This window comes from Sporosarcina sp. GTC18466, from assembly GCF_055389225.1.
In genome coordinates this window covers 901,598-927,882 of the sequence record NZ_AP044037.1, presented here as the reverse complement: position 1 = coordinate 927,882, position 26,285 = coordinate 901,598, and the positions used below count along the sequence as shown (strand labels likewise).

Below are 26,285 nucleotides of genomic sequence, written 5' to 3'. Positions count from 1 at the left end.
GGTCAATGGCAGTAACAATATACGACGTTGCCCGGGAGGCGAATGTGTCGATGGCGACAGTGTCCCGGGTGGTCAATGGGAACCCGAACGTCAAACCGGCAACCCGCAAGAAAGTGTCCGAGGTCATCGAACGTCTCGGGTATCGTCCGAATGCGGTGGCGCGGGGTCTCGCCAGCAAGCGGACAACAACGGTGGGCGTCATCGTACCGGATATTTCAAAGAGTTATTATGCGGAGCTCTCAAGAGGCATCGCCGATATCGCTACGATGTACGAATACAATATCATTCTGTCCAATTCCGATAAACGTGAAATTCGTGAAATGGAACTTGTCGAGGACCATCTCGGGAAACAAGTGGACGGGCTGATTTTTATGAGTGACTCGATTGGCGAAGATATCAAGCATGAGCTGGCGGCTGCACAAGTGCCGATCGTCCTTGCGGGCACACTGGCATCGGATACGGATTTGCCGACCGTGAACATCGACCATGAGGAAGCCGCCTATTTGGCGACAAAGAAACTGATTGATAATGGACATAAAAGGATTGTCCATCTGTCAGGGCCATTCACCCGCGATATCAACCGCCTATGCAAAAAGGTCGGTTATGAACGTGCTTTACGGGAAGCCGGTCTTGAGCTGAGGGACGATTATATTATTGAAACGGATAATACGTATGATGATGCCTATGAAAAGTGGGGGATCATCCGCGGGCTCGCAGGAGAAACGCCTACCGCCATCTTTGCTGGGAATGATGAGATTGCCGTCGGTGTCTTGAACGGAATACGGGATGCTGGTTTGTCGGTGCCTGAGGACTTCGAGCTAATCTGTTTTGAACATACGCTTCTCTCGAGAGCCGTACGCCCGCAGCTATCGACAATCGTCGTGCCGCTGTATGATCTGGGAGCGGTTTCGATGCGCCTGTTGACGAAATTGATGAATGAGGAAGAAGTGGAAGATCACGACGTACTGCTGCCGTTTCGCATGGAGGAGCGGGAGTCGACGAAATAAGAGAAGGGTGTCTCAGCGACTGCTGCTGAGGCACCCTTTATTCGTATATCCACATGTCTGGATCAGCGGTTGTTCGCTTCGTTGCGGATCAGATGAAGCGACCGTTCGAGCATTTGTGCATTTTTCTCCATGATCTCCGTTTTGCGGGGGATCGGTTCGTAGAGCGGAGAAGGGTCGTCCCATGTCGTGATTAGCGGAACGGGTGATTCTGCCTCCCATTTTGCGAGCCACTCCGCCGGCAGATTGCCTTGTGGGGAGGGGAGCTGTTTCATTGCAAGCCAGATCTGTGACCAAGCACGAGGTACGACCCGCCAAATATCATAGCCTCCGCCGCCGACAGCGATCCACCTGCCGTCGCAATATTCCTCGGCGACCTCCCGGGCGATGCGCGGGATCTCCTTGTAGATCTCCATTGTCCCGTACAGGTGAGTAAGCGGGTCGAAATAATGAGCATCCGCCCCGTTCTGCGTCAGCAGGACATCAGGTTTGAAGTATTCGGCAATCTCCCGCAAAGAAGTCCGATAAATATCGAGGAATGATTCATCTTCTGTGAATGCGTCGATCGGAAAGTTGAATGTCTTTCCATAGCCTTTTCCGTTGCCGCGTTCTGTCACATTACCAGTGCCGGGAAAAAGATAGCGTCCTGTCTCGTGGATGGAGAGAGTACAGACAGAAGGGTCATCATAGAACGTCCATTGCACTCCGTCGCCATGATGGGCATCAGTATCTACATACAGAACGCGGGCATTGTACTTTTTCTGCAAGTACTTGATGGCGACCGAACTGTCATTATAGACACAGAAGCCTGATGCCTTGCCTTGGAAACCGTGATGAAGCCCGCCGCCCAGATTGACGGCATAGCGTGCACGTCCTTTCATCACTTCATCGACCGCGGTCAATGTGCCGCCGACAAGCATGGCGCTCGCTTCATGCATATTAGGGAAAATGGGTGTATCTTCCGTCCCGATGCCGTACAGATCGGCCACTTCACTGCCTGCTTCCCCCTTGCTGGCTCTTTTGACGACTTCAATGAATTTTGGGTCATGTGCGAGCAGCAATTCATCATCTGTGGCCATCCTTGGCGAGATGATGTCCTCATCCTTGATTGCATGAATAGATCGTAATAGATCGAGGGTCAAGACGATTCGTTTCTGGTTGAATGGGTGTGTATCTGAAAAAGAGTATCCGAGCTGTTCCTCTGAGAATACGAAAACTGCATCTTTTTTCATTGGCCTGCGCCTGGGAAATTCGGCCAAAGCACATCGAATCCGTTTTCTTTTAATCTTTGGATGATTGAAAGCGGATTCATTGTTTTGATCCGGATCACTAAGATTTTGTTTTCTTCATTCTCCTTATCGGGATAGACAAGGACGCTTAACACATTCGTATTCTGCTCGTGGAACACTTTGGATACTTCAAATAGGATACCAGGGACGTCGGGAACGCGGACTTCGATCTGCGAACCTGGCTTATGCGCACCCGTCAATTCAATATAGTTATACAGGAGGTCGGTCTCCGTAATAATGCCGACAAGTTCACCACCTGAAACGATCGGCAGGCAGCCGATCTGGTGGTCATAGAATATGACAGCGATCTCTTCTACAAAATCCATCGGGTGGCCAGTAAGCGGATTCGCTGTCATGATCTCCGCCAGCGGCAGGCTATACAAGCTTTTCTCATGCTCGGGCAAGAAGGAAGGGGCTGCTTCCTTCAAGTCCCGGTCAGTCACGATGCCGACCAATTTTCCGGACTCCACGATCGGCAAGTGGCGAATCCGATGTTCTTTCAATACTTGCAGCGCGTCCTTCACAGTATCGGTTGTCGATAGTGTGATGACGTCCGTCTTCATGATTTCTTCAATTAACATAAGGGTCCCCTCGCTTTCAATACATGAAACGGTTCATGAATCGCAGGCTGTCGAATTGCTGGATGGACTCCTGATCAATCCGCTTTCCGATCCTTGCCATGAGGCAGTTCGCGGGATGTGAACTGATTTCGGGATCGTCCGTCGCATAATATTCAAGACCGCCCGCGTTCATCATCTTCTCCATCACTTTCCGGTATTCCCATACATTCAGTTTCGTATTTTTCAGATCCCAATGCCAATAATATTCTGTCGTGATAACAATATAATCTTCCATCGCATCATCCATCATAGAAACTTCGAGCAGCGATTTTCCAACACCGCCGCCTCTGAATTTAGGAATGACCTCGATCGCCCCAAGCTCAATCAGATTTTCCATATTGCCTTTTGACCAGCGTTCCAGCGGATCGGGATACAGATACGTCACATATCCAACAATCTGGTTTCGCTCTCTTGCGATGATGATCCGGCCCTCTGGCAGGTCTGCAATCTCAATAAGTGCTTTGTGCTGTTGCAGCGGAGGGCGAAACGCAATCAGATGCTCATGGAAATCTAGTTCCGCAAGCTTGGAGGAAGGGATGGGGCCTTCAATGATCAGGTCACCGCTGGGGTGCTTCAACTCCATCGCATTGTATGTTTTTGGATGTTCCAACCGATTCACCGTCCCAATTATAATGTTCCTCTTTTACTAGTATACATGAAAATTTACTTCCGCACGTCTTCAATTCTTACGAAATACAAACATAATACGAAATATAGTAATTTGTTAGCCAATATGAAGTGAATCATGTAAAATAGACAAGGTAAACGTAATGGAAAGGGTGATATGGTTATGGTGACTAAGATTTTACCAGTCGTTCAAGGGGAGTATAATTTACAAGACTATGACGAGACGGTACGCTCTTTTTCGTGGGAGGAAGCGAAGAAGCAGTTCAGCTGGCATGAAACGGGGAAAGTCAACATCGCACACGAAGCGGTTGACCGTCATGCTGAATCATACCGGAAAAATAAGGTGGCCCTCTATTACAAGGATGCAGAGCGGAAAGAGGCCTATACGTTCAATGAGATGAAAAAAATGTCCAACAAGGCAGCGAATGTCTTGCGGGACTTTTCTTCACTTGAAAGGGAAGACCGCGTATTCATCTTCATGCCCCGCTCGCCCGAATTGTATTTTGCTATTTTAGGGGCGCTTAAGAACGGCGCGATTGTCGGGCCGCTATTTGAGGCTTTCATGGAAGGAGCGGTATACGACCGGCTCGCAGACAGTGAAGCAAAAGTGATCGTGACGACTCCTGAACTCGCTGAGCGGGTGCCGGTGGACCGTCTGCCTCATCTGAAGCATATCTTCCTTGTCGGGGAAGGAATCGAAGAGGACGATCTACATATCGACTTCAATAAGCATATGAAAGAGGCTTCTGCACATTTCGATGTGGAATGGATGGATCTTGAATCGCCGACCCTCTTGCATTATACATCGGGTTCGACAGGAAAGCCGAAAGGGGTCCTGCATGTCGAAGCTGCCATGACTCAGCAATTGCAGACAGCCCTTTGGGTACTTGATCTGAAGGATGAGGACGTATTCTGGTGCACAGCGGATCCGGGCTGGGTGACAGGAACTGCATACGGCATATTCGGTCCGATGCTGGCAGGCGCGACATCGCTCATCGTGGGCGGCCGATTTTCGGTGGATGCTTGGTATGAAGCGATCGAAGAATATAGCGTGTCCGTCTGGTACAGTGCGCCGACTGCCTTCAGGATGCTGATGGGAGCCGGAGCAGGACCAATCGAGAAGTATGACTTATCCTCACTCCGCCATGTATTATCAGTAGGAGAGCCGCTGAATCCGGAAGTCATCCGCTGGGGGATGGAAGTGTTCAACAAGCGAATCCATGATACATGGTGGATGACAGAGACGGGCGCACAGACCATCTGCAACTTCCCGTCCTTGCCGATCAAGCCGGGGTCGATGGGGAAACCAGTGCCAGGCATAGAAGCGGCAATTGTAGACGACCAAGGAAATGTACTTCCTCCAAACCGGATGGGCAATCTCGCCATCAAAAAGGGTTGGCCGGCGATGATGCGCAAAATCTGGAACAATCCCGAGAAATACGCCTCCTACTTCTTGAATGACGAGTGGTATGTATCAGGAGATTCCGCCTATATGGATGAGGATGGCTATTTCTTCTTCCAAGGCCGTGTGGACGATGTAATCATGACGAGCGGAGAGCGGGTAGGACCGTTCGAAGTCGAAAGCAAGCTGCTCGAACATCCTGCGATTGTCGAAGCCGGCGTCATCGGGAAGCCGGACCCTGTCCGTGGTGAGATCATCAAGGCATTCGTTGCACTGCATGAAGGCAATGAACCGACGGACGAATTGAAGGAGGACATCCGCCAGTTTGTAAAACGAGAACTGGCAGCCCATGCGGCACCGCGTGAAATCGAATTCAGGGATAAACTTCCGAAGACGCGGAGCGGTAAGATCATGCGCCGGGTTCTCAAAGCTTGGGAACTCGATCTGCCAACAGGCGACTTGTCTACAATGGAAGATTAAAAGAAAAGCGTCTGGTCCTCCATTTGGAGTGCCAGACGCTTTTTCAATTAGTCATCATCATCGCTATCATTATTGTTTCCGTTTCCGTTCCCTTGGCCGCCGCCATTTTGGCCAGGATTCGGTTTTGTGCCGTTTTCTTTATTCTTGTCTTTATCTTTGTCTTTATCTTTATTCTTGTCTTTGTCTTTATCTTTATTCTTGTCTTTGTCTTTATTCTGTTCTTTATTTTTATCTTTGTCTTTATCCTTATCCTTGTCTTTATCCGGATTTCCTGGATTTACTCCGCTTCCCGGCGAAGGATCAGCAGAGCCGTCTGACGTGTGATCATCAGGTTCTTGGCCAGGCTGCTCATGATCATGGTCCTCATCCGCAGAAGGTGCATTGCCCCCTATGGTGACAATATTCGATGCGGCCGACAGCAAACCTGTAATATCCACGGCCCGTACATAGTAGGAGCCCGGTCCGGCATTATACGTATTGGATGACGAAGCTGACACAGCTCCGATCTTCGCATTATCCCGATAGATATAATAGCCGACGACATCGCCTGACGGTGAATTTGTCCACGCGAGCGACGAACCATTCGTGGAAGCCTGGACAGGTGCAGGATTGACGCTGTCTGCAGGGAATACGGCCCCTGATACAACACTTGATGAGATGGATCTTCCGCCAAACAGCTTCGAGCCGTCTCCTCCGAATGGCCCTAACATCCGTTTGACGAATTCCTCGCTCACACCTGTGCCTCCAGAAGAGACGAATTCCCGTGGAGTCGACGGCAGCGCCAAGTAGCGTACACCATTGACCGTTACATAAGATGCACTTATGATGCTGTCATCCGGTTCTGTCGGAAGCATCACTTTCGAATTGAACAGATCTGACGTTACTAGACCCGCTGCGGAACATGCAGCGGATGGGGCGAGACCTGAAATGCTGCAGAAACTTTTCTCCACGACACCTTCCGGCTTCGCGAAATGATCATTTGCTCCGACAAGATCCGGCCGTACTTCATTCGCGACGTTCATGAACCTGCCGAACAGCATGCTAGTTCTCGTTGTCGGATGAAGCTGTTTTGATCCTCTTGTGTACAATTTCCTTTTCTGATCTTCATACCCAAGCCAAACGCCGAGAGAGATATTCGGATTGTAGCCGACGAGCCATGAGTCTGCATACGCTTGTGTAGTACCCGTCTTCGCGGCTAGGTCAGTTGTGAAATTCATATATTTTGGCACTTGCTGGCCTGTACCGCCTGGCTTCAGCACGTCTCTCAGCATATCAGTCACAATATATGCGGTTTCCGGACTGAAAACTTCTACCGGTTCACTCTGATGTTCGTAAACAACATTGCCGTTTACATCTTCGATACGCTCAATTAAATACGACTGGACAAATTTCCCGCCGTTCGCGAACATCGCATAGGCATTTGTGTTTTCCTCAACACTCACACCTTCTGCCATGGCTCCAAGCGAAGCGGAACGGATGACGAAATCCTGCTCATGCAGTTTTTTGAAATTCATTTTAGCCATGAAATCCATTGGCCGTTTTTCACGGATCTCTTCATAAAGACGGCCGGTAGGCAAGTTCAATGACTTTGCCAGGGCCTCGCGTGCAGGCACAATGCCATCTTCCTGATTTTCATTATAGTTGCTGACCTTCCAGCCCGGAATGTCGATCTTCAAGTCGACAACAGGACTCCCGGCCCCGATGACCCCATATTCGATCGCAGGACCGTAGACGAGGAGCGGCTTTATGGAAGAACCGCTTGCCCGGAAGCCTTGCGTCGCATAGTTCATGCTCGGTTTGCTATCGAGTCCTCCTACAAACGACAGGATGCGCCCGGTATGGTTCTCGATCATAATGGAACCGACTTGCACCGGATCTTCTACGATCATCGTTTCCCCTGTCTCGGAATCTTTTTCCTCGCGTGTATACGTGAAGCCGTAATGCTCGAAGTTCTTCGCCACATCGTTCATCTTGTCATACAGACTCTGGTCGATTGTCGAATAGATCCGGTAGCCTCCTGTCCGCATCTCACGGTTGGCGAGGATATAATATTTTTCTTTGAGCTTATCGTTCTGCTCGAGTCTCTCTGGATCGATGCCATCGCGCTTTGCAACGACTCTCATGAGAATATCGATGGTTCTGTTCTGAATTTCCTGCGTCAAGTATGGATACCGGCTTGTCGGACGGTCGGTATCAGTTCGGAAATCCTTCGAGATATCGTAGGCGATCGCTTTTTCGTATTCCTGCTTTGTAATATAGCCTGTCTCTTTCATCCGGAAAAGGACAATCTTCATCCGGTCTATGCCGGGTTTCAGAGCCTCTTCGGATTTCGGGCCGCCGCCATATTTCCCGCTTTTGAAAGGCGTATAGGCAAATGGGGCTTGCGGAATTCCGGCGATATAGGCGGCTTGCGGCAAGGTAAGATCTTTCGCACTCACGCCGAAGATCCCTTCTGCCGCCGTTTCGATGCCCGCGATGATATCCCCGTGCACATTCCGTCCGTATGGGATGATGTTCAAGTACGCTTCCAAGATCTCATCCTTGTTCATGAAGTGCTCAAGCCGCATTGCAAGAAGGATCTCTTTCGCTTTCCGTTCGTATGAAACTTCATTGGTCAAGATCTGGTTTTTGATCAATTGCTGTGTCAATGTGGATCCGCCAGTCTGGCTTGACGAGTTCGTGACGTCCTGGAAAAGTCCCCGAAAAATTGCTTTTGGCACTATGCCGTTATGAGTCTTGAAATATTCATCTTCCGTCGCCAGCACTGCATCAATCGCATGTGGCGACACATCTTTCAGTGTCGTTTCACGGCGCTCGATATCAGCGCTCACCTTGCCAAGATACTTATTATCGGCAAAAAAGATCTCCGATGTCTCCTCATAATTGAAGATCTCGCTGCGCATCTCCGCTTTTGTCCGGAGCGGCTCTTTTGCGACCATCGACGCGAAATAGCCGGCGCCGACCGAAGCCGCGAAGACACCAAGCGTAACGCCGAAAATGAGGAACAGAAGGAACAGGTTCCAGACGACTCCCGACGTGATCCGCCCCCATTTCGCCCATCGCTTCTTCTTCATGTCTTCAAACTTCTCTTCTATTTGATCAATACGATTTCTCCGTTTTTCAGCCAACGTGATACCCCCCTAAAATCCTTCCTATTATAGCACATATTACAGGTAGCCGAATATTCTATTTGACAAGTGTCTATTTTATACTACAATAAGGGATATATATTTTACACGCATGATGAAAAAGTCGGAGTAGCGGCGATTGATCCGTATAGAGAGGCAGCGGTTGGTGGAAGCTGTCCGGTAGACGTTCAGCGAATTACAGCTTTGGAATGCGGACGCGAGCGCGGCGATAGTGCGCAATTGAGCGGAGAAACGAATGTTTCTCAAGCCGGGTGGTACCGCGTCGACAACTATTGTGAATGACGTCCCTGCATGATCCTGTTGGATTGTGCGGGGGCTTTTTATTTTGAGGAGGGTTTCAATTGACGAATGAATTACTGGAAGACTTGAGATGGAGAGGGCTCCTTTACCAGCAGACAGATGAAGAGGGTATGGAGAAACTATTAAATGAAGAGAAAATCTCATTGTACTGCGGAACGGATCCAACGGCGGACAGCCTCCATATCGGCCATATCGTCCCGTTTTTGACACTTCGCCGTTTCCAGCAGCATGGACACCGGCCGATCGTGCTCGTAGGGGGAGCGACGGGAATGATTGGGGATCCGTCCTTCCGCGCGGATGAACGCCAGCTTCTTTCGGATGAGCAGATTGCAAACAATATTGCGGGTATCCAGAAACAGCTGGAGCAGATTTTTGATTTTGAAAATGAAAACGGGGCAATCCTTGTCGACAATAAAGACTGGTTCGGTGAAATGACTGCGATTGATTTCCTCCGTGATTACGGAAAACTTTTGAGCGTCAACTACATGCTTGCAAAAGAGAATGTCTCTTCGCGTCTTGAGACGGGCATCTCCTTTACGGAGTTCTCCTACATGCTGATCCAAGGGGCGGACTTCAACCACTTGTATGACCACTATAATTGCCGCGTCCAAGTAGGCGGCTCCGACCAGTGGGGCAATATCACGACAGGTCTCGAGTTCATCCGAAAAACGCATGATGAGAATGCGAAGGCGTTCGGGATCACCATCCCGCTCGTCACAAAAGCGGATGGCACGAAGTTCGGAAAAACTGCGGGCGGATCCGTCTGGCTCGACCCGAAGAAGACATCGCCATACGAGTTTTACCAATTCTGGCTTAACACTGCAGATGCAGATGTCGTCAAGTACTTGAAAATCTTCACGTTCATGACGCGCGAAGAGATCGAAGAGATCGAGAAATCCGTCGCCTCGGAGCCGCATATTCGTAAAGGTCAGACAGCCCTTGCGGAAGAGATGACACGCCTGATCCACGGGGAAGATGCACTTGAAGCCGCAATCCGCATCTCAAAAGCCCTATTCAGCGGCGATCTCAAGGCACTTACTGTTAGTGAGATGAAAGACGCATTCAAGGATGTGCCGACATATGAAATGGAGAAAGCGGACAAGAATATTGTCGACTTCATTGTCGAAGCCGGTGTGTCCCCATCCAAGCGTCAGGCCCGTGAGGATGTCACGAACGGCGCCATCTCCCTGAACGGAGAAAAAGTGACCGATCTGGGGCATATCGTCGGAGAATCGGACCGCTTGGAAGACACTTTCACGATCGTTCGTCGCGGGAAGAAAAAATATACGATGGTGAAGTACGTATAAGCTGCGGAATAAGCAACCACTTGCTCATATTCCGCAATGAACATGGATTTGGAAGCAATGGGCCTTCCTAGTAAGCAATAGAGCGGCAAAATAAGCAATGCGACGCTGAAATAGCGCAGCAAGGCGTGCGAAGGAAGCAACAGCCTAAAAGCATGAAGCGTCCACGGCGCATGGATGCCGAAAAAGATTGTAACATAGCAACAAAGCCGCTTTCCATGCCGGAAAGTGGCTTTTCTTTTCGTTACTCCCTAATTTCACGCATCCTATTTGTATACTCGTAGATTTCAATATGGCGGGACGATTTACTTATTTCAATTTCGACAACGGATATGAAAGAGGGACACATTCCATATAAGGTTGTGTCCCTGATGACTATGCATTTTTCTTTTTCGCTGCCGTCCGTTTTCGCGGTGACGGCTTTTTTGTCTTCTCGAGAGACGCTTGCAATGCCGCCATGAGATCTGTGACATTTGTCGGGGCGGCTGCCTGTGTATCGCTCACTGCGACCGTCTGTTTTCCGGTCTTTTTCTCTTCAATCAATTCCATTAGCGCTGTCCGATATTCATCATGATATTTGGAGGCATCAAAGGCGGTTGTCAATTGGTCGACGAGCAATAGTGCGGTATCCAGCTCTTTTTTGACGACGGTATCCTCACTTGGGATGTTCGGCACATCGGCCACATTCCGCACTTCATCAGGAAAATGGATCGTCTCCATGAGAAGCGCTTCCTTATAGACACGGACTACTGCCAGCTGCTCTTTGGATCGGATGATGATTTTTGCTACACCGATCTTTCCGGACTCTTTGAGTGCTTTGCGCAGCAGGGCGTAGGCCTTTCCACCGCTTGCATCTGGGGCCATGAAATAGCTCCGCTCGAAATAGATGGGATCGATTTCTTCCAGTTTCACAAAATCAATGATTTCCACCGCTTTATCCTCGTTCTCTTTCTTCAGCTTTTCCAATTCCTCATCATCGAGAACGACGAATTTATTCTTTGAGTACTCATATGCCTTCACGATGTCCTCGTTCTTCACTTCTTTACCGCAGCCGGCGCATACTTTTTGGTAGCTGATCGGCGAGTGGCATTCTTTGTGGAGCTGCCGTAATTTGATGTCGTTGTTTTCCGTTGCGGCATGGAGCTTGATGGGGATGTTGACGAGACCGAAACTGATGCTGCCTTTCCAAATGGTATGCATTTGAGCTCACCTGCTTTTTCATTAGTATGGAAGAACGGAGGAATCCTATGTATACATGCGGCATTCCGCTGTACACTAACGAAAAAACGAGGCGGAGTACAATGAAACCGATGCTTATGGTGGACGCGGAATCCATGCCGCTGGAAGGCGGCTGGCTCTACGAGACAAAATACGATGGCTTCCGGTGTCTGCTTGAGTGGACGCACGAGGGGATCCGCCTGCACAGCCGCAACGAAAAACGGCTGGACGACATGTTCCCGGAAATTGTTGCCGCGTGCGAGCGGCTATATGAAAAAGCCAAACCCTTTATGCCGCTCTGGCTGGATGGAGAGATCGTCCACTTGCGTAATGATTTTGCAAGCGAGTTCCTTGTAGTCCAGACGCGCGGGCGGATGCGTAAAAAAGAAGTGATCGAGCAGCATGCGGATTCATTCCCATGTAAGTTCGCCGCATTCGATCTGCTGGAGATCAAAGGGGAGGATCAGAAAGGCAAGCCGCTGAAAGAGCGGAAACATCAGCTGGCGGCGCTTTTCGAAAGTTTGGAACTGCCCGGTGACATCGACTACACAAACCGCGCAGCACTGCAGATGATCCATCCATCCGGCGATGGACAGCGTCTCTGGAGTTTGATCCGGACGAATAACGGGGAAGGGCTGATTGCGAAACGGGAAGCGAGCAAGTGGAACAATGAACGTCGGACGAACGAGTGGCTGAAAGTGAAAAACTGGCGGACGGTCACTGTACTTGTGACGAAGTATGAGAACGAAAACGGCTTCTTCACCGGATCCATCTACCAAGAGGGCCAGCTGGTTGACGTTGTCACGTTCAAGCATGGTATGACTGAAGAGGAACACGATACTACTCGCACGCTATTCATGACGAAGGGGAAACTACAGGCAGGAGAGGGGAGATGGGAGCTGACCCCGTCAATCTGCGCCGTCATCGAATGCATCAGCTTTGACGGCAAGCATCTCAGGGAGCCGCGTTTCAAATCCTTTGAATTCGGGGCTGCTCCGGAAGACTGTCGCTACCCGCGGATGCTGCGTGAATTGAACCCGGTTCCCGTACGCGTTGCGATTACACACCCGGACAAACCGGTATGGCCAGAGCAGGGTATCGTGAAAGATGACTATCTTTACTATTTGCAGGAAGCCGCCCCCTATATGCTGCCATTTCTAAAAGACCGGCTCCTTACCGTAATCAGATATCCGCACGGAACAGGTGACGAGAAGTTCTATCAGAAAAACGCACCGGATTCTGCACCTGATTTTGTCCGGACAGGACGTGAAGACGGAATCGACTATGTCATATGCGACGGAATCGAGACGCTGCTATGGCTAGGCAATCAGCTGGCGCTTGAACTCCATATCCCTTTTCAGAAAGCAAATACTAAAAAACCGTCCGAAATCGTCTTCGATCTTGATCCGCCGTCCGTCGGGGAATTCCAGCTTGCCGTTGAGGCGGCTGTACGTTTAAAGGCGATCTTTGATCAGTTCAAGCTAAAATCCTTCGTCAAAACCTCGGGAGGCAAAGGCTTGCAGCTTTATATCCCCTTGCCGGAGAACCAATTTTCCTACGAAGAGACTCGCATCTTCACAAAATTCGTCAGTGATTTCCTGTGCAGCCAAGAGCCCCTATGGTTCACGACCGAGCGTCTTAAAAAGAACCGGGGCGGCAAGCTGTATGTGGATTACGTCCAGCATCATGAAGGCAAGACGATCATCGCTCCATATTCCACGAGGGGAAGGGAATTGGCGACGGTTGCGACGCCTCTTGAATGGAGCGAAGTGAAGGAGGGTCTCCATCCGGAGCAATTTACGATTCCGGACGTGCTGGTGAGGATGCGAAAGGCGGGGAATCCGTTTCGGGCAATGCGAGAGGCGGGAGACAGGCAGGAGTTCGGCAGGGTGGTTGAGCAGTTGAAGTCTCTATTGCATTGAGCAGGAAGGCATACGGGGCCCCCCCCCCGGGAGGTCGTAGATGTGGGGGGGACCCCGTGTTTGTAGATCAGGGGGCCTTTTCCTCCAGTATCTTACAGTTCACCTTTGACAACGTTCCCATCCTGCTTCGCCTTTTCCAGAATCGGTGATTTCTCTTGGCCTTTCATTAAAGGGGAATTGTCTTGCACGGGATCTCCGTACGCCGTGTATGTGGAAGGGTCTTTCTTTTTCTTTTCGCCAGCTGTTCTGGTGTCCTTCTTTTGCATAATCGGAATGCCTCCTTTGGATGAATGATGATTTTATCGTGTCCATTCTGAAGGTGATTATTCAGAGCGCGGTTCAAATAGAAAAAACCCCTTGGCATCCGCCGAAGCAGATTCCAAGGGGTTCTATTCTTATTAACGGCTGTAGAATTCAACGATAAGTGCTTCGTTGATTTCAGCAGGCAATTCGCTGCGTTCAGGCATGCGGACGAATTCGCCGACTTTGTTGTCAGCATCGAAAGTCACATAGTCAGGAACGAAGCTGTTCACTTCTAGTGCTTCACCGACAACAGCAAGGTTTTGGGATTTCTCGCGAAGAGAGATCTTTTGGCCCGGCTTTACGCTGTATGATGGGATGTCAACGCGCTTGCCGTCAACAAGGATGTGTCCGTGGTTGACAAGCTGGCGAGCTGCACGGCGAGTGCGTGCAAGACCCATGCGGTATACGAGGTTGTCAAGGCGAGTTTCAAGAAGGATCATGAAGTTCTCACCGTGCTTACCTTGCATTTTAGACGCTTTGTTGAAGATTGTTTTGAACTGGCGTTCGTTTACGCCGTACATGAAACGGAGCTTTTGCTTTTCTTGCAATTGCAAACCGTATTCAGATAGTTTTTTACGCTGGTTCGGACCGTGTGGGCCTGGAGCGTAAGGACGCTTTTCAATTTCTTTACCAGTGCCGCTTAGCGAGATGCCAAGACGACGGGACAGTTTCCAAGATGGACCTGTATAACGAGCCATGAGAGACTCCTCCTCTGTTTTGGTTTTATTTTGTATAAAATAAGAACCAGACGCATTCATGCTGCACGCCATTCTATAGTTCTGCACCTTCGCCTTCGCAGCCCTAAGGTTACGCGGTACACCTCAAAACGAGGAATAGACTGGACAATACAGTACATACGACTGCTGCAACTATTTTACACAAGGTTCATCATACCAATTTGGACAAACTGGGTCAAGTAAAATCTCGGAATGATAAAATTTCCCTTTCTTTTTGATAGCATTACTAGGTGAAATGGATTACCATATAGTAAATAGAATCGTTCGTCTTCAGGATTTCAGCAGAGGTGATATCGTTTTGAACCATCAACTAACTCTCTATCAATTGAAAAGTAGTCTGTTCGATCTATGTTCTGTTCCAGCATCGGACCAGTCTGTTGAGCGGAAATTTGATCTGCTGAAACAACGGTTTGCCGACCTCTTTCATCTTAAGCGGGTCGATCTCCTCCTGTTCGGCAGCAACCGGGCGCAAGTGGCGCGGGGGTTGCTGGATGAGCCTCTTCCCCTTAGTTCGACAGAGATGCTGGCGCCTTCGGATTTCGATATGGAAGAGGAGATCTCCGAGAGGGGACATGGGTTCGCGGATGATTATCTAATATTCCGGGATCAGAATATGGAGCCTCTCGGCGCGTTCTTGTTCAAAGCGACGGATGAATGGCATGCTTTTGCCGCAACTTCCTATCTGAGAGAACTGAAAGAGACAATCAGCAAGTTTCTGCATCAGACGCTTGAATGTTTCGCTTTGATTGAGAGGGAAACCAACTACCGCAAGCTGTTCGTTGTGACAGAACTGTTCAATTCAACAATGGACGGCGATGTCGTACTCGGCGGTGCGATTCAAGAACTGAAAAATTCATTTCCTGGTTTTGAGGTATCCCTCATCCTGTCGCATGAACGCAAGGGAAAGGCAGTCACTTACCGGCTCTTCGATTATTTGAATGAACGGGCTTCAGCAGTGGATGCCTTTTTATCGGGCGAGCTGACTGTCGAGCAGGAGAGTGAGTCCCCGGCAAGCATTCTGAATGCGCCCATCAAAGGAAGGCAGGGCATTTATGGCGTGCTGCAGATTGTCGGGGGCGGAAAGACGGAATTTACTCCGATGCAGCGGAATTTCATAAGGATGATTGCGAACGCGGCAGGCAACGGACTTGAAAATGCTTCATTATATGATCAGTCCCACCGGCTGGTTGAAGATTTACAGCTCGTGAACGAAGTATCGAAAAAACTGAACAGCAACATGGAAATGAATGAGATGGTCCAATTCCTGAAAGGGCAATTCGATAAGGCGTTTCATCCGTCTGAGATAGGGCTCGCTTTCTATGAAGAGGCTGCCACGCCTAGGATCTATGCGAGCAGCGATTTTTTCAGCAGTGAAGAGGGATGGCAGTACATTGAAATTGCTTCGAGCCGGCTGCTGAGCGGCTCGGATGCGGTATTTGAAGCGAACCTCCATCACGCCATCCGGGGCGCGGGCCCGTTGCGCTACAAGTCTCTCGCTTCCATCCCGATCCTCCATCAAGGCGAGATGATCGGATTCATCATCCTTCTTGGCGAGGATGAGTATTACTTCTCGTTCGAGAGCTTTAAGCTGATGCGTTCGCTGATCGCCCATTCGTCGCTTGCCATGTCGAATTCACTGCTCCGGCGAAAAATGCAGGAACTGGTGGATCTCGATAACTTGACGAAATTATATACAAGACGCTACCTGGATGCGTATATCCAAAAGTCGATGGAGAACGATGAGGCGGGTGTATTCATCCTCCTGGATGTAGATAGCTTCAAGCAGGTCAACGATACTTTAGGGCACACTGTCGGGGATGACGTGCTCGTACAGCTCTCGAATGTGATCATGAGAGAAGTCGATGGAACCGGAGTCGCAGGCAGATGGGGCGGAGAAGAAATTGCCGTTTTCCTGCCGGCTATATGCAAAGAGAAGGGGATTGCGTTTGCGGAGAAGCTGGTCGCCCGCATCCCTGAAGTGACCGATCCGCGCGTGACCGTTTCTGCCGGACTGCACGGTTGGGACCAAGCAACCACAATGTCATTCAAAGAGCTGTTCCAGTGCGCAGATAAGGCTCTGTACGAGGCGAAACGGACAGGCAAGGACAGACTGGTGGTCTTTGATGAGTCCGCAGTAAGTACTTGACGAACAAATGCGTGAAGAGATGGGCTTGATTTCCTGACGGGAAATCGGGCCTTTTTTATTTGCAGCTGGAACCGCCAGGAAAAAATAGTAGCCAAGCCTTTCCATTTCTAGCGGCATCGAGTAGTATAGTAGGTAGGGAGTAATGAAAGCGATTACATTTTACTGAAAGGCGGTTATGTTGATGAAAAACGAGAAGCTACACCGGGATACCGTCGTCATTCACGAAGGATATGACGACACAATGCACCATGGCAGTTTGACGGTCCCGCTTTATCAGACATCCACTTACTCATTCGACACGGCACTGACAGGGGAGAGACGGTTTTCCGGGGAAGAAGCCGGCAATATTTATTCCCGCCTTGGAAATCCGACTGTACGGGTGCTCGAAGACCGGATGACTGCCCTTGAAAAAGGGGAAGGCTCGCTTGCTTTCGGTTCCGGGATGGCGGCAGTCAGTTCGATCCTCGTCCATCTGACGAAGGCAGGGGATCATATCCTTTGTTCGCGCGGCATTTACGGCTGCACATTCGGCCTTTTGAATATTATGCAAGAGAAATACGGAATCACGCACGATTTAATCAGGATGAATACGGAAGAGGAGATCGAGAAGGGAGTCCGGCCGGAGACGGTGTGCATCTATGTCGAAACGCCGATCAACCCGACGATGGAGCTTGTCGATCTGCACGCCGTCATAAACGTTGCGAAGCGGCATGGCTTGCGTGTAGTTGTCGATAATACGTTCACTTCACCTTATTTGCAGAATCCGCTGGAACTTGGAGCTGATTTCGTTCTGCATAGTGCGACGAAATATATCAACGGGCATGGTGATGTTATCGGAGGGCTCCTGGTCGGCAGCGACAAGGATGAGATGGAGAAAATCCGGATGACGGTCCAGAAAGATTATGGCGCGATCATGTCTCCGTTTGACGCATGGCTCCTCATCAGAGGACTGAAGACGCTGCCTGTCAGGATGGAGCGGCACACGGCGAATGCTGAAAAGCTGATCACCTATTTGAAGGGCAAAGATCTGGTGGAAGGCATTTACTATCCATTCGATCCCGACAATCCGCAAGTGGAGATTGCGAAGCGCCAGATGAGTGCGGGCGGCGGCCTGATCTCCTTTGATGTGAAGGGCGGCAAGGAAAGCGCACAGCTGTTCATGGACAGCCTGTCCCTGATCAAAACGGCTGTCAGCCTCGGGGACGCTGAGACGCTCATTCAGCACCCGGCGACGATGACCCATTCAGGCGTACCGGCTGAAGAGCGGGAGAAGATGGGCATCAGCGATTCGCTGCTCCGTCTTTCTGTAGGACTTGAACATGCGGATGACTTGATTGCGGACCTCGATTCCGCATTCCGGCTGCTAGAGAACAAGTTCGCGAAAACAATGTAAACGGAAAGAGCCTTGGCATGGTCGCCAAGGCTCTTTCTCCTTTCAGATATGCTTGATGAGCGCGCGGACGGCCGCTTCCAGGCCATCCCGGTCTTCTTCATTGAAACGTCCGGTTTCCGGGCTGTCGATATCAAGGACGCCGATCACTTTTCCGTTTTTGACAAGCGGAACGACGATCTCGGAACGCGAGGCAGCGTCGCATGCGATATGGCCAGGGAATTTGTTGACGTCCTCCACGATAATTGTTTCCTGATTTTTAGCAGCAGTGCCGCAAACTCCTCTGCCGAGAGGGATGCGGATGCAGGCGGGAAGTCCTTGGAATGGCCCGAGGACCAATTCATCCTCTCCATCCATTAAATAGAAACCTACCCAGTTGATGCGGTCAAAAAAGACGTTCAGCAAAGCGGAAGCATTGCTGAGGTTGGCATAGCGGTTCGGCTCGCCGGCAACGAGGGCTTCCAATTGGGAAGCGAGTTGCGTATAGCGTTCTTTTGTATCTGCGGAAAATTGTGTAGCAGTGAACATTCCGGTTCCTCCTTTGGTCTTCTTTCATTATAAATCAGTATACGGCTTTGCTGAAAGTTTCTACAAATTTCGAGCTTCGTTGACGGCAAAACAGTTTTTTCCCTGCAAAACATTCATTTCTGCCCCGAAAACTCTTTAAACATGGTACTATATAAGATAATATCATTCTAGAGTGTCTTCATTCTCATTGTTGCGGAATAGGGGGATCACAATGATGAAATACTTCATCATTCCAATCGTACTTTTAATTGTGCTAATTACCATCGCATTTTTATTCAGGCGTAAACATATAAGTGAAATCGGACGGCTGGAAAATGAAAAGATGCAAATCCAGAATCAGCCGATCTTTGAAGAGATGATGAAAGTCAAACAGCTGAATATGACGGGTGAAACGGAAGAGAAATTTGAACGCTGGCGAAACGAATGGACAGAGGTCATCGATGTTCATATGCCGGCCATCGATTCGCTTCTTTTTGACGTCGAAGATATGGTGGACCGTTTTAAGTTCAAGAAAGCGACGGCGACCGAAAAGACGATCCAGGATAAGATCCGGCAATGTGAAAAACAGAAAACGGAAATCCTTGCTGAATTGAACGAGCTGATCGGCAGCGAAGAGAAGAACCGGATTGAAATGGAAAACCTGAAAGAACAGTACCGTGCCGCGCGTAAAACGGTACTTGCCCATCAACATGCATTCGGGCTTGCCGTAGAGCCGCTGGAAAAGGAGCTTGAAGCTTTTAATCCGAAAATCAGCGAATACGACGAGCTTACCGCGAATGGAAACTACTTGCTTGCGCGAGAAATCGTCATTTCGCTTTCTGCGAGAGGCGAAAGGCTGTCTGAACTGCTGCAAGACATTCCGCCGCTTCTTTCAGAATTGCAGACGAAAATTCCCGCATCACTGCGGGAGCTGCGGAATGGCCTGCGGGAGATGGAGGAACAGTCATATCATCTGGCTCATCTGGAGCTTCCTAAACAGCTGGATGGAATCGAGGAAAGCCTCGCTGAACTCCTGGATAAGATCAAGGCACTCGATATTGATGCTGTAAAGAAAGAAGTGTCCGATATCAATGACCGCATCGAATCGTTCTATGACTCACTCGAAGGGGAAGTCCTTGCCAAAAACTATGTGGATACATCATTCGAACAGATTGGAGACAGTCTCGATTTCCTGATCCAGCATACTAAGGATACATCCAACGAAGCATCCTACGTGCAGCAGAGTTATCGTCTAGATGAGAAAGAGGCGAAAATCCCTCAAAATGCGTTGAAGCGGCTCGACAGCCTCCAAAATCGCTATCATATGGCGGCCAACCGGTTTGATGAGCAATCGACAGCCTATTCCATGCTTGAAATGGAATTGAAGGAAATCTCAGAAGAGCTGGATCAAATTTCGGTTGAGCAGGAAAGCTTTGCAAACCGGATGAAAAACTTGCGGATTGATGAAAACAATGTTCGTTCCCAGCTTGAGGACCTGTCCCGCGAATTGCAAAATGCGGACCGTAAATTGCAAAGGGGCAATATTCCAGGGATTCCGGATGAAATGGATGCACGCCTGGAAGAAGCGGAAGAACAGCTTTATCTTGTGGCGCAGAGCTTGCAAGAGGTGCCGCTGAACATGTCCCTTGCCGAAACGTACTTGAAGAATGCCGAAATGGCGGTCCGTGACGTGAATGAAAAGGTGGAACAGCTCCTTGAAAACGTCATGCTGATCGAATTGATCATCCAATACGGCAACCGTTTCCGTGCGACCAATCCCGCCATGCACGCACGGCTGCTCGATGCGGAAGAGTCGTTCCGCCAATTCCGGTACGCGAAGGCGCTGGAAGAAGCGGCGACGGCAGTTGAAGAGGTAGAACCTGGCGCCATCAAACGAATTGAAGGTATGCTGAAAGAGCACGCGTAACAACTGAGCCACCGGCATTTGCATATGCAGGTGGCTTTGTCACGCTTACGAACTGCGATTTGAAAAATTCAGGCGCTGCTTCGGCCATACTAGGTGTAAAAGCATTCTGAAATGAAAAGGAAGCGAACGAATTGACTTATTTCGATAATAGCGCAACGACCAGGCCGTCTGAGGACGTGCTGGCATCTTTTGTAGAGGTGAACCGCAGATTTTATGCAAATCCGGCTTCCATCCATGGGAAAGGAAGAGAAGCGGAGGAGCTTCTTGACAAGTCCAGGGAGCAGATTGCTGCACTGCTTGGCGCAACGGATGGTGAAATCATCTTTACATCCGGCGGGACAGAGGCGAATAATCTGGCAGTCATCGGATTTGCTTATGCCCTCATGTCGAGAGGGAAGCATCTCATTACAACGGAAATTGAGCATCCATCAGTTTTGAATGCTTGTAAATACTTAGAAAAACAAGGCTTTGAGATCGACTACTTGCCTGTTGATCAGGAAGGTCTCATCTCATTGGAGGATTTAGGCCGGACGTTACGGAAAGAGACGACTGTTGTCAGCATAATGCATGTGAACAACGAGATTGGGACCATACAGCCGATCCTGGACATAGCCGAGCTTGTTCATGCACGCTCAAGAGCGGTCTTCCATTCCGATTCCGTCCAAAGTTTTGGCAAACTGCCCGTTTCAATTGGAAATGGCGGTCCTGACGCGGTCACCGTGTCGGCCCATAAAATAAATGGATTGAAAAATTCGGGCATCCTGGCCGTAAGAAAAGGATTGTTTCCAAGAGCGATCAATTTTGGCGGAGGTCAGGAAAAAGGACTTCGCAGCGGCACTGTATCTGTTCCGAATGCCGTCTCCACAGCAAAAGCGATGCGTTTAAGCAATGCTGTGAAGGAAAATGAAACGTACCGATCATGGCGTGATCGATTGATCGCCTTTGTAGAACAATATGAGAATATACGAGTCATTGCGCACCGGCACGGGGCGCCCCATATCCTCTCCTTAGCATTTCCGAACATCCGCGGTGAAGTGGCCGTGAATTTCTTCCAAGAGCACGGGATCTATATTTCAACATCAAGTGCATGCTCCTCAAAAAGTTCGGAGACAAGTCATGTAATTGAAGCAATCCAACTGGATCACCATCACAAATCAGGGGTGGTCCGTATCAGTTTCGGAACAGATAATACAGAAGCAGATCTGCAGAAATTTGAAAAGGTATTCAGCGAGTTTATGCAATTGCTCGAAAGGGGCTCAAGATAAATGGAATGGAATGAATTATTAATACGCTATGGTGAAATGTCACTAAAAGGAAGAAATAGGAACAGCTTTGTACAGCGATTAAAGAAAAATATTAAACACGCGATGCATGACCTACAGACAGTCAAATTGCGGGCGGAACGCGACCGGATGTTTTTGACCGCGGATGATCAGGCAGATATGCGGGAAGCGATCGAACGACTGCCGCTCATTTTTGGCATCCAGTCGTTCAGTCCAGTTGCAAAATGCAAAAAGGACCTTGAGGCAATCAAAGAAAAAGCGGTTGACGTCATGGGGTCCATCGACACGGCAGGAAAGACATTCAAAGTGGAAATCAGGCGGACTGACAAGACATTCCCTCTTGTGACAGGTGAACTGCAGCAGGAGATTGGAGCGCATGTACTCAGGCATTTTGAAGGTCTCGGCGTAAAAATGAAAAAACCGGACATTGAACTGCGCGTTGATATCCGAGAGGAAGGCGCTTTTCTGACAGCCAAAACATATAAAGGAGCTGGCGGGATGCCGGTCGGATCGAATGGCCACTCGCTGCTTATGCTTTCCGGAGGGATCGACAGTCCTGTCGCAGGATATATGATGATGAAACGCGGTCTGTCGCTCGATGCCATCCATTTTGCGAGCCCGCCATTCACGAGTGAAATGGCAAAGAAAAAAGTAGTGGATTTGACGGAGAGATTGAATGCGTTTGGCGGCCGGATCCGGCTCCATATCATACCGTTTACTGAGCTGCAGCAGGCGATTGTCCAGCAAGTACCAAACAATTTGACGATGACGACGACCCGCCGGATCATGCTGCAAATTGCGGACCAAGTGAGGGATGAGATCGGTGCGCTCGGCATCGTTACTGGTGAAAGCTTGGGACAGGTTGCAAGCCAGACCCTTGACAGCATGACGGCGATCAATGCGGTTACCGCGACTCCGATCCTGCGGCCACTTGTCGCGGCTGATAAGCTGGAAATCATCGAGATTGCCGAAAAGATCGGCACATATGAAATTTCCATCCGGCCATTCGAGGATTGCTGCACGATCTTTACGCCTTCCAATCCTAAAACGAAGCCGAAGCTCGAGAAAGTGACTCATTACGAAAGCTTTTTTGATTTTAATCCGATGATCGAAGAAGCGGTACGTACCCGCACTATTATAGAAGGAAATCAAAAAGAGCAAGATCCGTTTGGAAGCTTGCTTTAAACAGTAGAAAATTACCAGAAAAACCTCCCGCATGATTTTTAGAATGTCAGCCATTCTATAGTCAACAAGGAGGTGATACAAATGGCAAACAGCAACAACAACAACTCCAACCAGCTTCTAGTTCCAGGAGCTCAGCAAGCAATCGACCAGATGAAATACGAAATCGCTACTGAATTCGGTGTCAATCTTGGTCCTGACTCTACATCGCGTGCCAACGGATCCGTCGGCGGAGAAATCACAAAGCGATTGGTACGTCAAGCCCAACAGCAAATGAACACGTACCACCAGCAATAATTGAAAGAAGGGCCGCTCCGCAATCGGGGCGGCCCTTAGTATTCCCGCTTCGGTTAGAATCTTTACAACAAGGGCAGACTTAGTTTTTAAAAATAAGTTGAATTTGTGAGTATGCTTTTTCTGCTTTGAGCCATTCTATAGTCACAAGGAGGTGACACCCATGACAAACAGCAATAACAACAACTCGAACCAGCTTCTAGTGCCGGGTGCACAACAGGCTCTTGACCAGATGAAATATGAAATCGCACAAGAGTTTGGTGTAAACCTCGGTCCTGACTCGACATCGCGTGCCAACGGATCCGTCGGCGGAGAAATTACAAAGCGATTGGTCCGTCAAGCCCAACAGCAAATGAACACATATCAACAATAAAGTTTCGGGAAACCGTCCTTAGGGGCGGTTTTTCTTATGCAAAGAGTATGCCCGACTAGTGCCCATCATAATCAAATCCAAAACCGTTTCGGTGTTCGGAATTTGAATTTGATTAAAAACGTTTGTATAATTGCGATATATCAAAGGGGGATTGATAGCATGGATCGCGATGAACTTTTTGCACCGGAGCAGTATAATATCGTAAAGGAATTTGAACGTTTTGCGGATGGGAGTAATAAGGAAGCCCTTGTTTATGTGAATGCCGCAGGGGAAGAGCAACGGATTACATATGACGTTTTAATGGAAAAAGCAAATAAGGCTGCAAATGTATTTCTGGATAATGGACTCGCTAAAGGCGATGTCATCCTAGTCATGGTGCCTCGGCGCATCGAAGCGTATATCACATATATCGGCGCTCTTAAAGCGGGGCTTGCTGTTATCCCAAGTTCCGAGATGCTCCGCGCATCGGATATCGAATACCGCCTCGAGCATAGCGGTGCAAAGGCAATTGTCGCCTATGAGGCGTTCACGGATCAATTTAGCGGCGTCGCGACAATCGATCAAGTGATGCTGTTTGTGATCGGGAAAGCGAAAGAAGGGCAAAGATCTTTGACGGATGCAATGGAAGAGGCGTCCGGTGAATTTAAAATGGCGGATACGAAATCAGGGGACATGGCATTCCTTTCGTACACTTCGGGAACGACCGGAAAGCCGAAAGGGGTCGTCCATACGCATGGCTGGGGATATGCCCATCTTCGGACGGCAGGGGAGCAATGGCTCGGCATTAGAGAAGGTGACATTGTTTGGGCAACAGCAGCTCCTGGCTGGCAGAAATGGATCTGGTCACCATTCTTGAGCGTACTCGGAAGTGGTGCGACGGGCCTCGTGTACGATGGGAAATTCGATGCGCACACTTACCTTCGCTTGATCGGTGACTATAAGGTGAATGTACTTTGCTGCACGCCGACAGAGTATCGGTTCATGGCGAAAGCGGATGATTTGGAGGGCTACGACCTTTCTTCCTTGCATAGCGCTGTTTCAGCAGGCGAGCCGCTGAATCGGGAAGTCATAGATATCTTCGACCGGGCCTTCTCTCTTTCGGTGCGTGACGGCTACGGACAGACTGAAAATACATTGCTTGTCGGAACGATGCTTGGCATGCAGCCGCGTCCGGGTTCGATGGGAAAGCCGACTCCTGGGAACCGGGTCGAGATCATCGACGAGTTTGGCAACCCTGCCGGTATCGGAGAAGTGGGCGATATCGCCGTTCATACGTCAACGCCTGCACTGTTCAAGGAATACTTGAATGATCCCGAGCGGACAAAAATGCAGTTCCGTGGAGACTATTATGTTACAGGCGACCGTGCTAAAATGGATGAAGACGGCTATTACTGGTTTGAAGGCCGGGCAGACGATATCATCATCAGCTCTGGCTACACGATCGGGCCGTTTGAGGTGGAAGATGCGCTCACGAAGCATGAGGCGGTCCGCGAATGTGCTGTCGTCGCAAGTCCTGATGAAACACGGGGCAGCGTCGTGAAAGCTTATGTCGTCCTCCGGGATCCTTCCAGAAAGAATGAGGAAGGGCTCGTCAAAGAGCTGCAGGAGCATGTGAAGCAATTGACCGCACCTTATAAATATCCTAGAAAGATCGAGTTTATGGATGAATTGCCGAAAACGGCATCAGGTAAAATTATGCGCGTGGAATTGCGGAAAATGGAAAACCAATAAACATAAAACCGTTTGCGCTGAGCAGCGTGAACGGTTTTCATTCATTTTAGAGAGGTGCCTGCGAATGCAAAATGATAAAAGTGGTGTCCTCCTCGTAGCAGGCTCCTTTGTCATCTGGGGTGTCATGCCGATTTTCTGGAAGCAGCTCGAACATGTCGGAAGCGGTGAAATACTGATGAGCCGCATTGTCTGGGCTTGTATTTCTACATTGCTTGTCGTGTTCCTATTAAAAGGCGGGGGGAAACTGATTAGTGATATCCGGACCCTTTGGCAAGACCAAAAAGCGTTTTGGAGTTTATTCGCCGCATCGGTCCTCGTGACAAGCAATTGGTTCTTATTCATATGGGCCGTTAATAACGGACACCTCGTTCAGACGAGCCTCGGCTATTACATCAATCCGCTTGTTTCTGTCCTGCTCGGGGTGATTTTCTTGAAGGAGCGCATGTCGCCGCCACAAAAAACTGCGTTCCTGCTGGCGGCAATCGGGGTCGGTGTGATGATCGTCTTTTTTGGAAACATCCCTTGGGTTTCCCTAGGTCTCGCGTTCAGTTTTGCATTATATGGATTCATCAAGAAAAATGTCCGCCTTGAGGCTTTACGGGGGCTGGCGATCGAGACGACATTCATATTTCCATTTGCTCTCGGTTATTACATCTGGCTGTATGCCCACCAGAATGCAATATTCCTTCACGCCGGAGTGAAGACAGATGTGCTCCTGATGTTGACAGGCATCGCCACGGCCCTTCCTCTTTTGCTCTATGCGAAAGGGGTGCAGAAGATCCCGCTCTATCTTTCGGGATTCATCCAATATATCGCTCCTACAATCATGCTGTTTCTGGGCGTCGTTGTGTACGGCGAGACGTTTGGAGCACAGGAGCTTTTGCCCTTTTCCTTTATCTGGGCGGCGCTAATTCTGTTCACCGGATCCAAAGTGATGGAAGCGATCCGGTATAAGCGGAGCCATTCGATGGAATGAAGAAAACTAATAGCTGCGGCGGCCGGGTGTCCTGCTTGGTATGGGCCGGGTGTCCTGCTTGGTATGGGCCGGGAGTGCTCCGTGCAGCAATAGCTAGAAAAATTAAAAAATCGCCAGACGG

21 protein-coding genes are annotated in these 26,285 nt (G+C 49.5%); 13 read left to right on the top strand and 8 right to left on the bottom strand.

The features are described 5' to 3' along the window. Window positions 1-5: 5 nt before the first annotated feature. The gene (gene ccpA / locus ACZ5FK_RS04625; protein WP_464806738.1) at window positions 6-1,007 is read left to right on the top strand and encodes a catabolite control protein A; all 1,002 of its coding nucleotides are present in this window, start codon (window positions 6-8) and stop codon (window positions 1,005-1,007) included. Between the two features lie 62 nt (window positions 1,008-1,069). Here the strand turns inward: ccpA and ACZ5FK_RS04620 are convergent, their stop codons facing one another. From ACZ5FK_RS04620 to ACZ5FK_RS04610, 3 genes are read right to left on the bottom strand one after another with little or no spacing between them, the layout of a single operon-like run. Then, complete coding sequence (locus tag ACZ5FK_RS04620) at window positions 1,070-2,236, bottom strand: acetoin utilization protein AcuC (protein WP_464806737.1); 1,167 nt, start codon at window positions 2,234-2,236, stop codon at window positions 1,070-1,072. Further along, window positions 2,233-2,874 carry an acetoin utilization AcuB family protein gene (locus ACZ5FK_RS04615; protein ID WP_464806736.1) on the bottom strand — a complete coding sequence of 214 codons (642 nt, stop codon included), beginning with the start codon at window positions 2,872-2,874 and terminating at the stop codon, window positions 2,233-2,235. The genes ACZ5FK_RS04620 and ACZ5FK_RS04615 overlap by 4 nt, the downstream gene beginning before the upstream one ends. 16 nt (window positions 2,875-2,890) lie before the next feature. Beyond that, the gene (locus ACZ5FK_RS04610) at window positions 2,891-3,523 is read right to left on the bottom strand and encodes a GNAT family N-acetyltransferase (RefSeq protein WP_464806735.1); all 633 of its coding nucleotides are present in this window, start codon (window positions 3,521-3,523) and stop codon (window positions 2,891-2,893) included. 180 nt (window positions 3,524-3,703) lie between these two features. Here ACZ5FK_RS04610 and acsA point away from each other — a divergent pair, with 180 nt between their 5' ends. Continuing rightward, the gene (gene acsA / locus ACZ5FK_RS04605; RefSeq protein ID WP_464806734.1) at window positions 3,704-5,422 is read left to right on the top strand and encodes an acetate--CoA ligase; all 1,719 of its coding nucleotides are present in this window, start codon (window positions 3,704-3,706) and stop codon (window positions 5,420-5,422) included. A gap of 47 nt (window positions 5,423-5,469) precedes the next feature. On the opposite strand, the gene ACZ5FK_RS04600 is transcribed toward acsA, so the two are convergent. Then, the gene (locus ACZ5FK_RS04600) at window positions 5,470-8,550 is read right to left on the bottom strand and encodes a transglycosylase domain-containing protein (RefSeq protein ID WP_464806733.1); all 3,081 of its coding nucleotides are present in this window, start codon (window positions 8,548-8,550) and stop codon (window positions 5,470-5,472) included. A gap of 362 nt (window positions 8,551-8,912) precedes the next feature. Between ACZ5FK_RS04600 and tyrS the strand changes: the two genes are divergently transcribed. Beyond that, on the top strand, window positions 8,913-10,178 hold the full coding sequence (gene tyrS, locus ACZ5FK_RS04595) for a tyrosine--tRNA ligase (RefSeq protein WP_464806732.1): 1,266 nt from the start codon (window positions 8,913-8,915) through the stop codon (window positions 10,176-10,178). Between the two features lie 372 nt (window positions 10,179-10,550). On the opposite strand, the gene ku is transcribed toward tyrS, so the two are convergent. Continuing rightward, entirely contained in the window at window positions 10,551-11,375 is an 825-nt protein-coding gene (gene ku / locus ACZ5FK_RS04590; RefSeq protein ID WP_464806731.1) for a non-homologous end joining protein Ku, read from the bottom strand. 101 nt (window positions 11,376-11,476) lie between these two features. Here ku and ACZ5FK_RS04585 point away from each other — a divergent pair, with 101 nt between their 5' ends. Next, complete coding sequence (locus ACZ5FK_RS04585) at window positions 11,477-13,315, top strand: DNA ligase D (RefSeq protein WP_464806730.1); 1,839 nt, start codon at window positions 11,477-11,479, stop codon at window positions 13,313-13,315. A gap of 92 nt (window positions 13,316-13,407) precedes the next feature. Here ACZ5FK_RS04585 and ACZ5FK_RS04580 read toward each other — a convergent pair whose 3' ends face one another. Together ACZ5FK_RS04580 and rpsD are read right to left on the bottom strand one after the other, a co-directional pair. Next, complete coding sequence (locus ACZ5FK_RS04580) at window positions 13,408-13,581, bottom strand: hypothetical protein (RefSeq protein WP_464806729.1); 174 nt, start codon at window positions 13,579-13,581, stop codon at window positions 13,408-13,410. A 132-nt stretch (window positions 13,582-13,713) separates the two neighbouring features. Next, window positions 13,714-14,316 carry a 30S ribosomal protein S4 gene (gene rpsD, locus ACZ5FK_RS04575; RefSeq protein WP_464806728.1) on the bottom strand — a complete coding sequence of 201 codons (603 nt, stop codon included), beginning with the start codon at window positions 14,314-14,316 and terminating at the stop codon, window positions 13,714-13,716. 337 nt (window positions 14,317-14,653) lie between these two features. Between rpsD and ACZ5FK_RS04570 the strand changes: the two genes are divergently transcribed. Together ACZ5FK_RS04570 and megL are read left to right on the top strand one after the other, a co-directional pair. Then, window positions 14,654-16,501, top strand: coding sequence for a sensor domain-containing diguanylate cyclase (locus ACZ5FK_RS04570; RefSeq protein WP_464806727.1), 1,848 nt, complete (start codon window positions 14,654-14,656; stop codon window positions 16,499-16,501). Window positions 16,502-16,682: 181 nt separating this feature from the next. After that, on the top strand, window positions 16,683-17,894 hold the full coding sequence (gene megL / locus ACZ5FK_RS04565; RefSeq protein ID WP_464806726.1) for a methionine gamma-lyase: 1,212 nt from the start codon (window positions 16,683-16,685) through the stop codon (window positions 17,892-17,894). 42 nt (window positions 17,895-17,936) lie between these two features. On the opposite strand, the gene ACZ5FK_RS04560 is transcribed toward megL, so the two are convergent. Continuing rightward, the gene (locus ACZ5FK_RS04560; protein WP_464806725.1) at window positions 17,937-18,419 is read right to left on the bottom strand and encodes a GAF domain-containing protein; all 483 of its coding nucleotides are present in this window, start codon (window positions 18,417-18,419) and stop codon (window positions 17,937-17,939) included. A gap of 214 nt (window positions 18,420-18,633) precedes the next feature. Here ACZ5FK_RS04560 and ezrA point away from each other — a divergent pair, with 214 nt between their 5' ends. From ezrA to rarD, 7 genes are all read left to right on the top strand, one after another. Further along, entirely contained in the window at window positions 18,634-20,325 is a 1,692-nt protein-coding gene (gene ezrA / locus ACZ5FK_RS04555; protein ID WP_464807362.1) for a septation ring formation regulator EzrA, read from the top strand. Between the two features lie 131 nt (window positions 20,326-20,456). Then, the gene (locus ACZ5FK_RS04550) at window positions 20,457-21,590 is read left to right on the top strand and encodes a cysteine desulfurase family protein (RefSeq protein ID WP_464806724.1); all 1,134 of its coding nucleotides are present in this window, start codon (window positions 20,457-20,459) and stop codon (window positions 21,588-21,590) included. Then, window positions 21,591-22,793, top strand: a complete 1,203-nt coding sequence (thiI, locus tag ACZ5FK_RS04545) for a tRNA uracil 4-sulfurtransferase ThiI (RefSeq protein ID WP_464806723.1) — start codon at window positions 21,591-21,593, stop codon at window positions 22,791-22,793. It begins immediately after the preceding gene. An 81-nt stretch (window positions 22,794-22,874) separates the two neighbouring features. Continuing rightward, window positions 22,875-23,087 (top strand): small, acid-soluble spore protein, alpha/beta type, encoded by a 213-nt coding sequence (locus tag ACZ5FK_RS04540; RefSeq protein WP_464806722.1) that lies wholly within the window; start codon window positions 22,875-22,877, stop codon window positions 23,085-23,087. Window positions 23,088-23,247: 160 nt separating this feature from the next. After that, window positions 23,248-23,457: a small, acid-soluble spore protein, alpha/beta type gene (locus tag ACZ5FK_RS04535; RefSeq protein ID WP_464806721.1), complete on the top strand. Its 210-nt coding sequence runs from the start codon at window positions 23,248-23,250 to the stop codon at window positions 23,455-23,457. Window positions 23,458-23,616: 159 nt separating this feature from the next. After that, on the top strand, window positions 23,617-25,188 hold the full coding sequence (gene mbcS / locus ACZ5FK_RS04530) for an acyl-CoA synthetase MbcS (RefSeq protein WP_464806720.1): 1,572 nt from the start codon (window positions 23,617-23,619) through the stop codon (window positions 25,186-25,188). 64 nt (window positions 25,189-25,252) lie between these two features. Next, window positions 25,253-26,164: an EamA family transporter RarD gene (rarD, locus tag ACZ5FK_RS04525; protein ID WP_464806719.1), complete on the top strand. Its 912-nt coding sequence runs from the start codon at window positions 25,253-25,255 to the stop codon at window positions 26,162-26,164. Window positions 26,165-26,285 lie beyond the last annotated feature (121 nt).

Coding starts and splice junctions, on each gene's coding strand:
- rarD (WP_464806719.1), top strand. CDS start 25,253: ATGCAAAATGATAAAAGTGGTGTCCTCCTCGTAGCAGGCTCCTTTGTC.
- acsA (WP_464806734.1), top strand. CDS start 3,704: ATGGTGACTAAGATTTTACCAGTCGTTCAAGGGGAGTATAATTTACAA.
- thiI (WP_464806723.1), top strand. CDS start 21,591: ATGGAATGGAATGAATTATTAATACGCTATGGTGAAATGTCACTAAAA.
- megL (WP_464806726.1), top strand. CDS start 16,683: ATGAAAAACGAGAAGCTACACCGGGATACCGTCGTCATTCACGAAGGA.
- ezrA (WP_464807362.1), top strand. CDS start 18,634: ATGAAATACTTCATCATTCCAATCGTACTTTTAATTGTGCTAATTACC.
- rpsD (WP_464806728.1), bottom strand. CDS start 14,316: ATGGCTCGTTATACAGGTCCATCTTGGAAACTGTCCCGTCGTCTTGGC.
- ACZ5FK_RS04560 (WP_464806725.1), bottom strand. CDS start 18,419: ATGTTCACTGCTACACAATTTTCCGCAGATACAAAAGAACGCTATACG.
- ACZ5FK_RS04535 (WP_464806721.1), top strand. CDS start 23,248: ATGACAAACAGCAATAACAACAACTCGAACCAGCTTCTAGTGCCGGGT.
- ACZ5FK_RS04620 (WP_464806737.1), bottom strand. CDS start 2,236: ATGAAAAAAGATGCAGTTTTCGTATTCTCAGAGGAACAGCTCGGATAC.
- ku (WP_464806731.1), bottom strand. CDS start 11,375: ATGCATACCATTTGGAAAGGCAGCATCAGTTTCGGTCTCGTCAACATC.
- ccpA (WP_464806738.1), top strand. CDS start 6: ATGGCAGTAACAATATACGACGTTGCCCGGGAGGCGAATGTGTCGATG.
- ACZ5FK_RS04615 (WP_464806736.1), bottom strand. CDS start 2,874: ATGTTAATTGAAGAAATCATGAAGACGGACGTCATCACACTATCGACA.
- ACZ5FK_RS04580 (WP_464806729.1), bottom strand. CDS start 13,581: ATGCAAAAGAAGGACACCAGAACAGCTGGCGAAAAGAAAAAGAAAGAC.
- ACZ5FK_RS04585 (WP_464806730.1), top strand. CDS start 11,477: ATGAAACCGATGCTTATGGTGGACGCGGAATCCATGCCGCTGGAAGGC.
- ACZ5FK_RS04540 (WP_464806722.1), top strand. CDS start 22,875: ATGGCAAACAGCAACAACAACAACTCCAACCAGCTTCTAGTTCCAGGA.
- mbcS (WP_464806720.1), top strand. CDS start 23,617: ATGGATCGCGATGAACTTTTTGCACCGGAGCAGTATAATATCGTAAAG.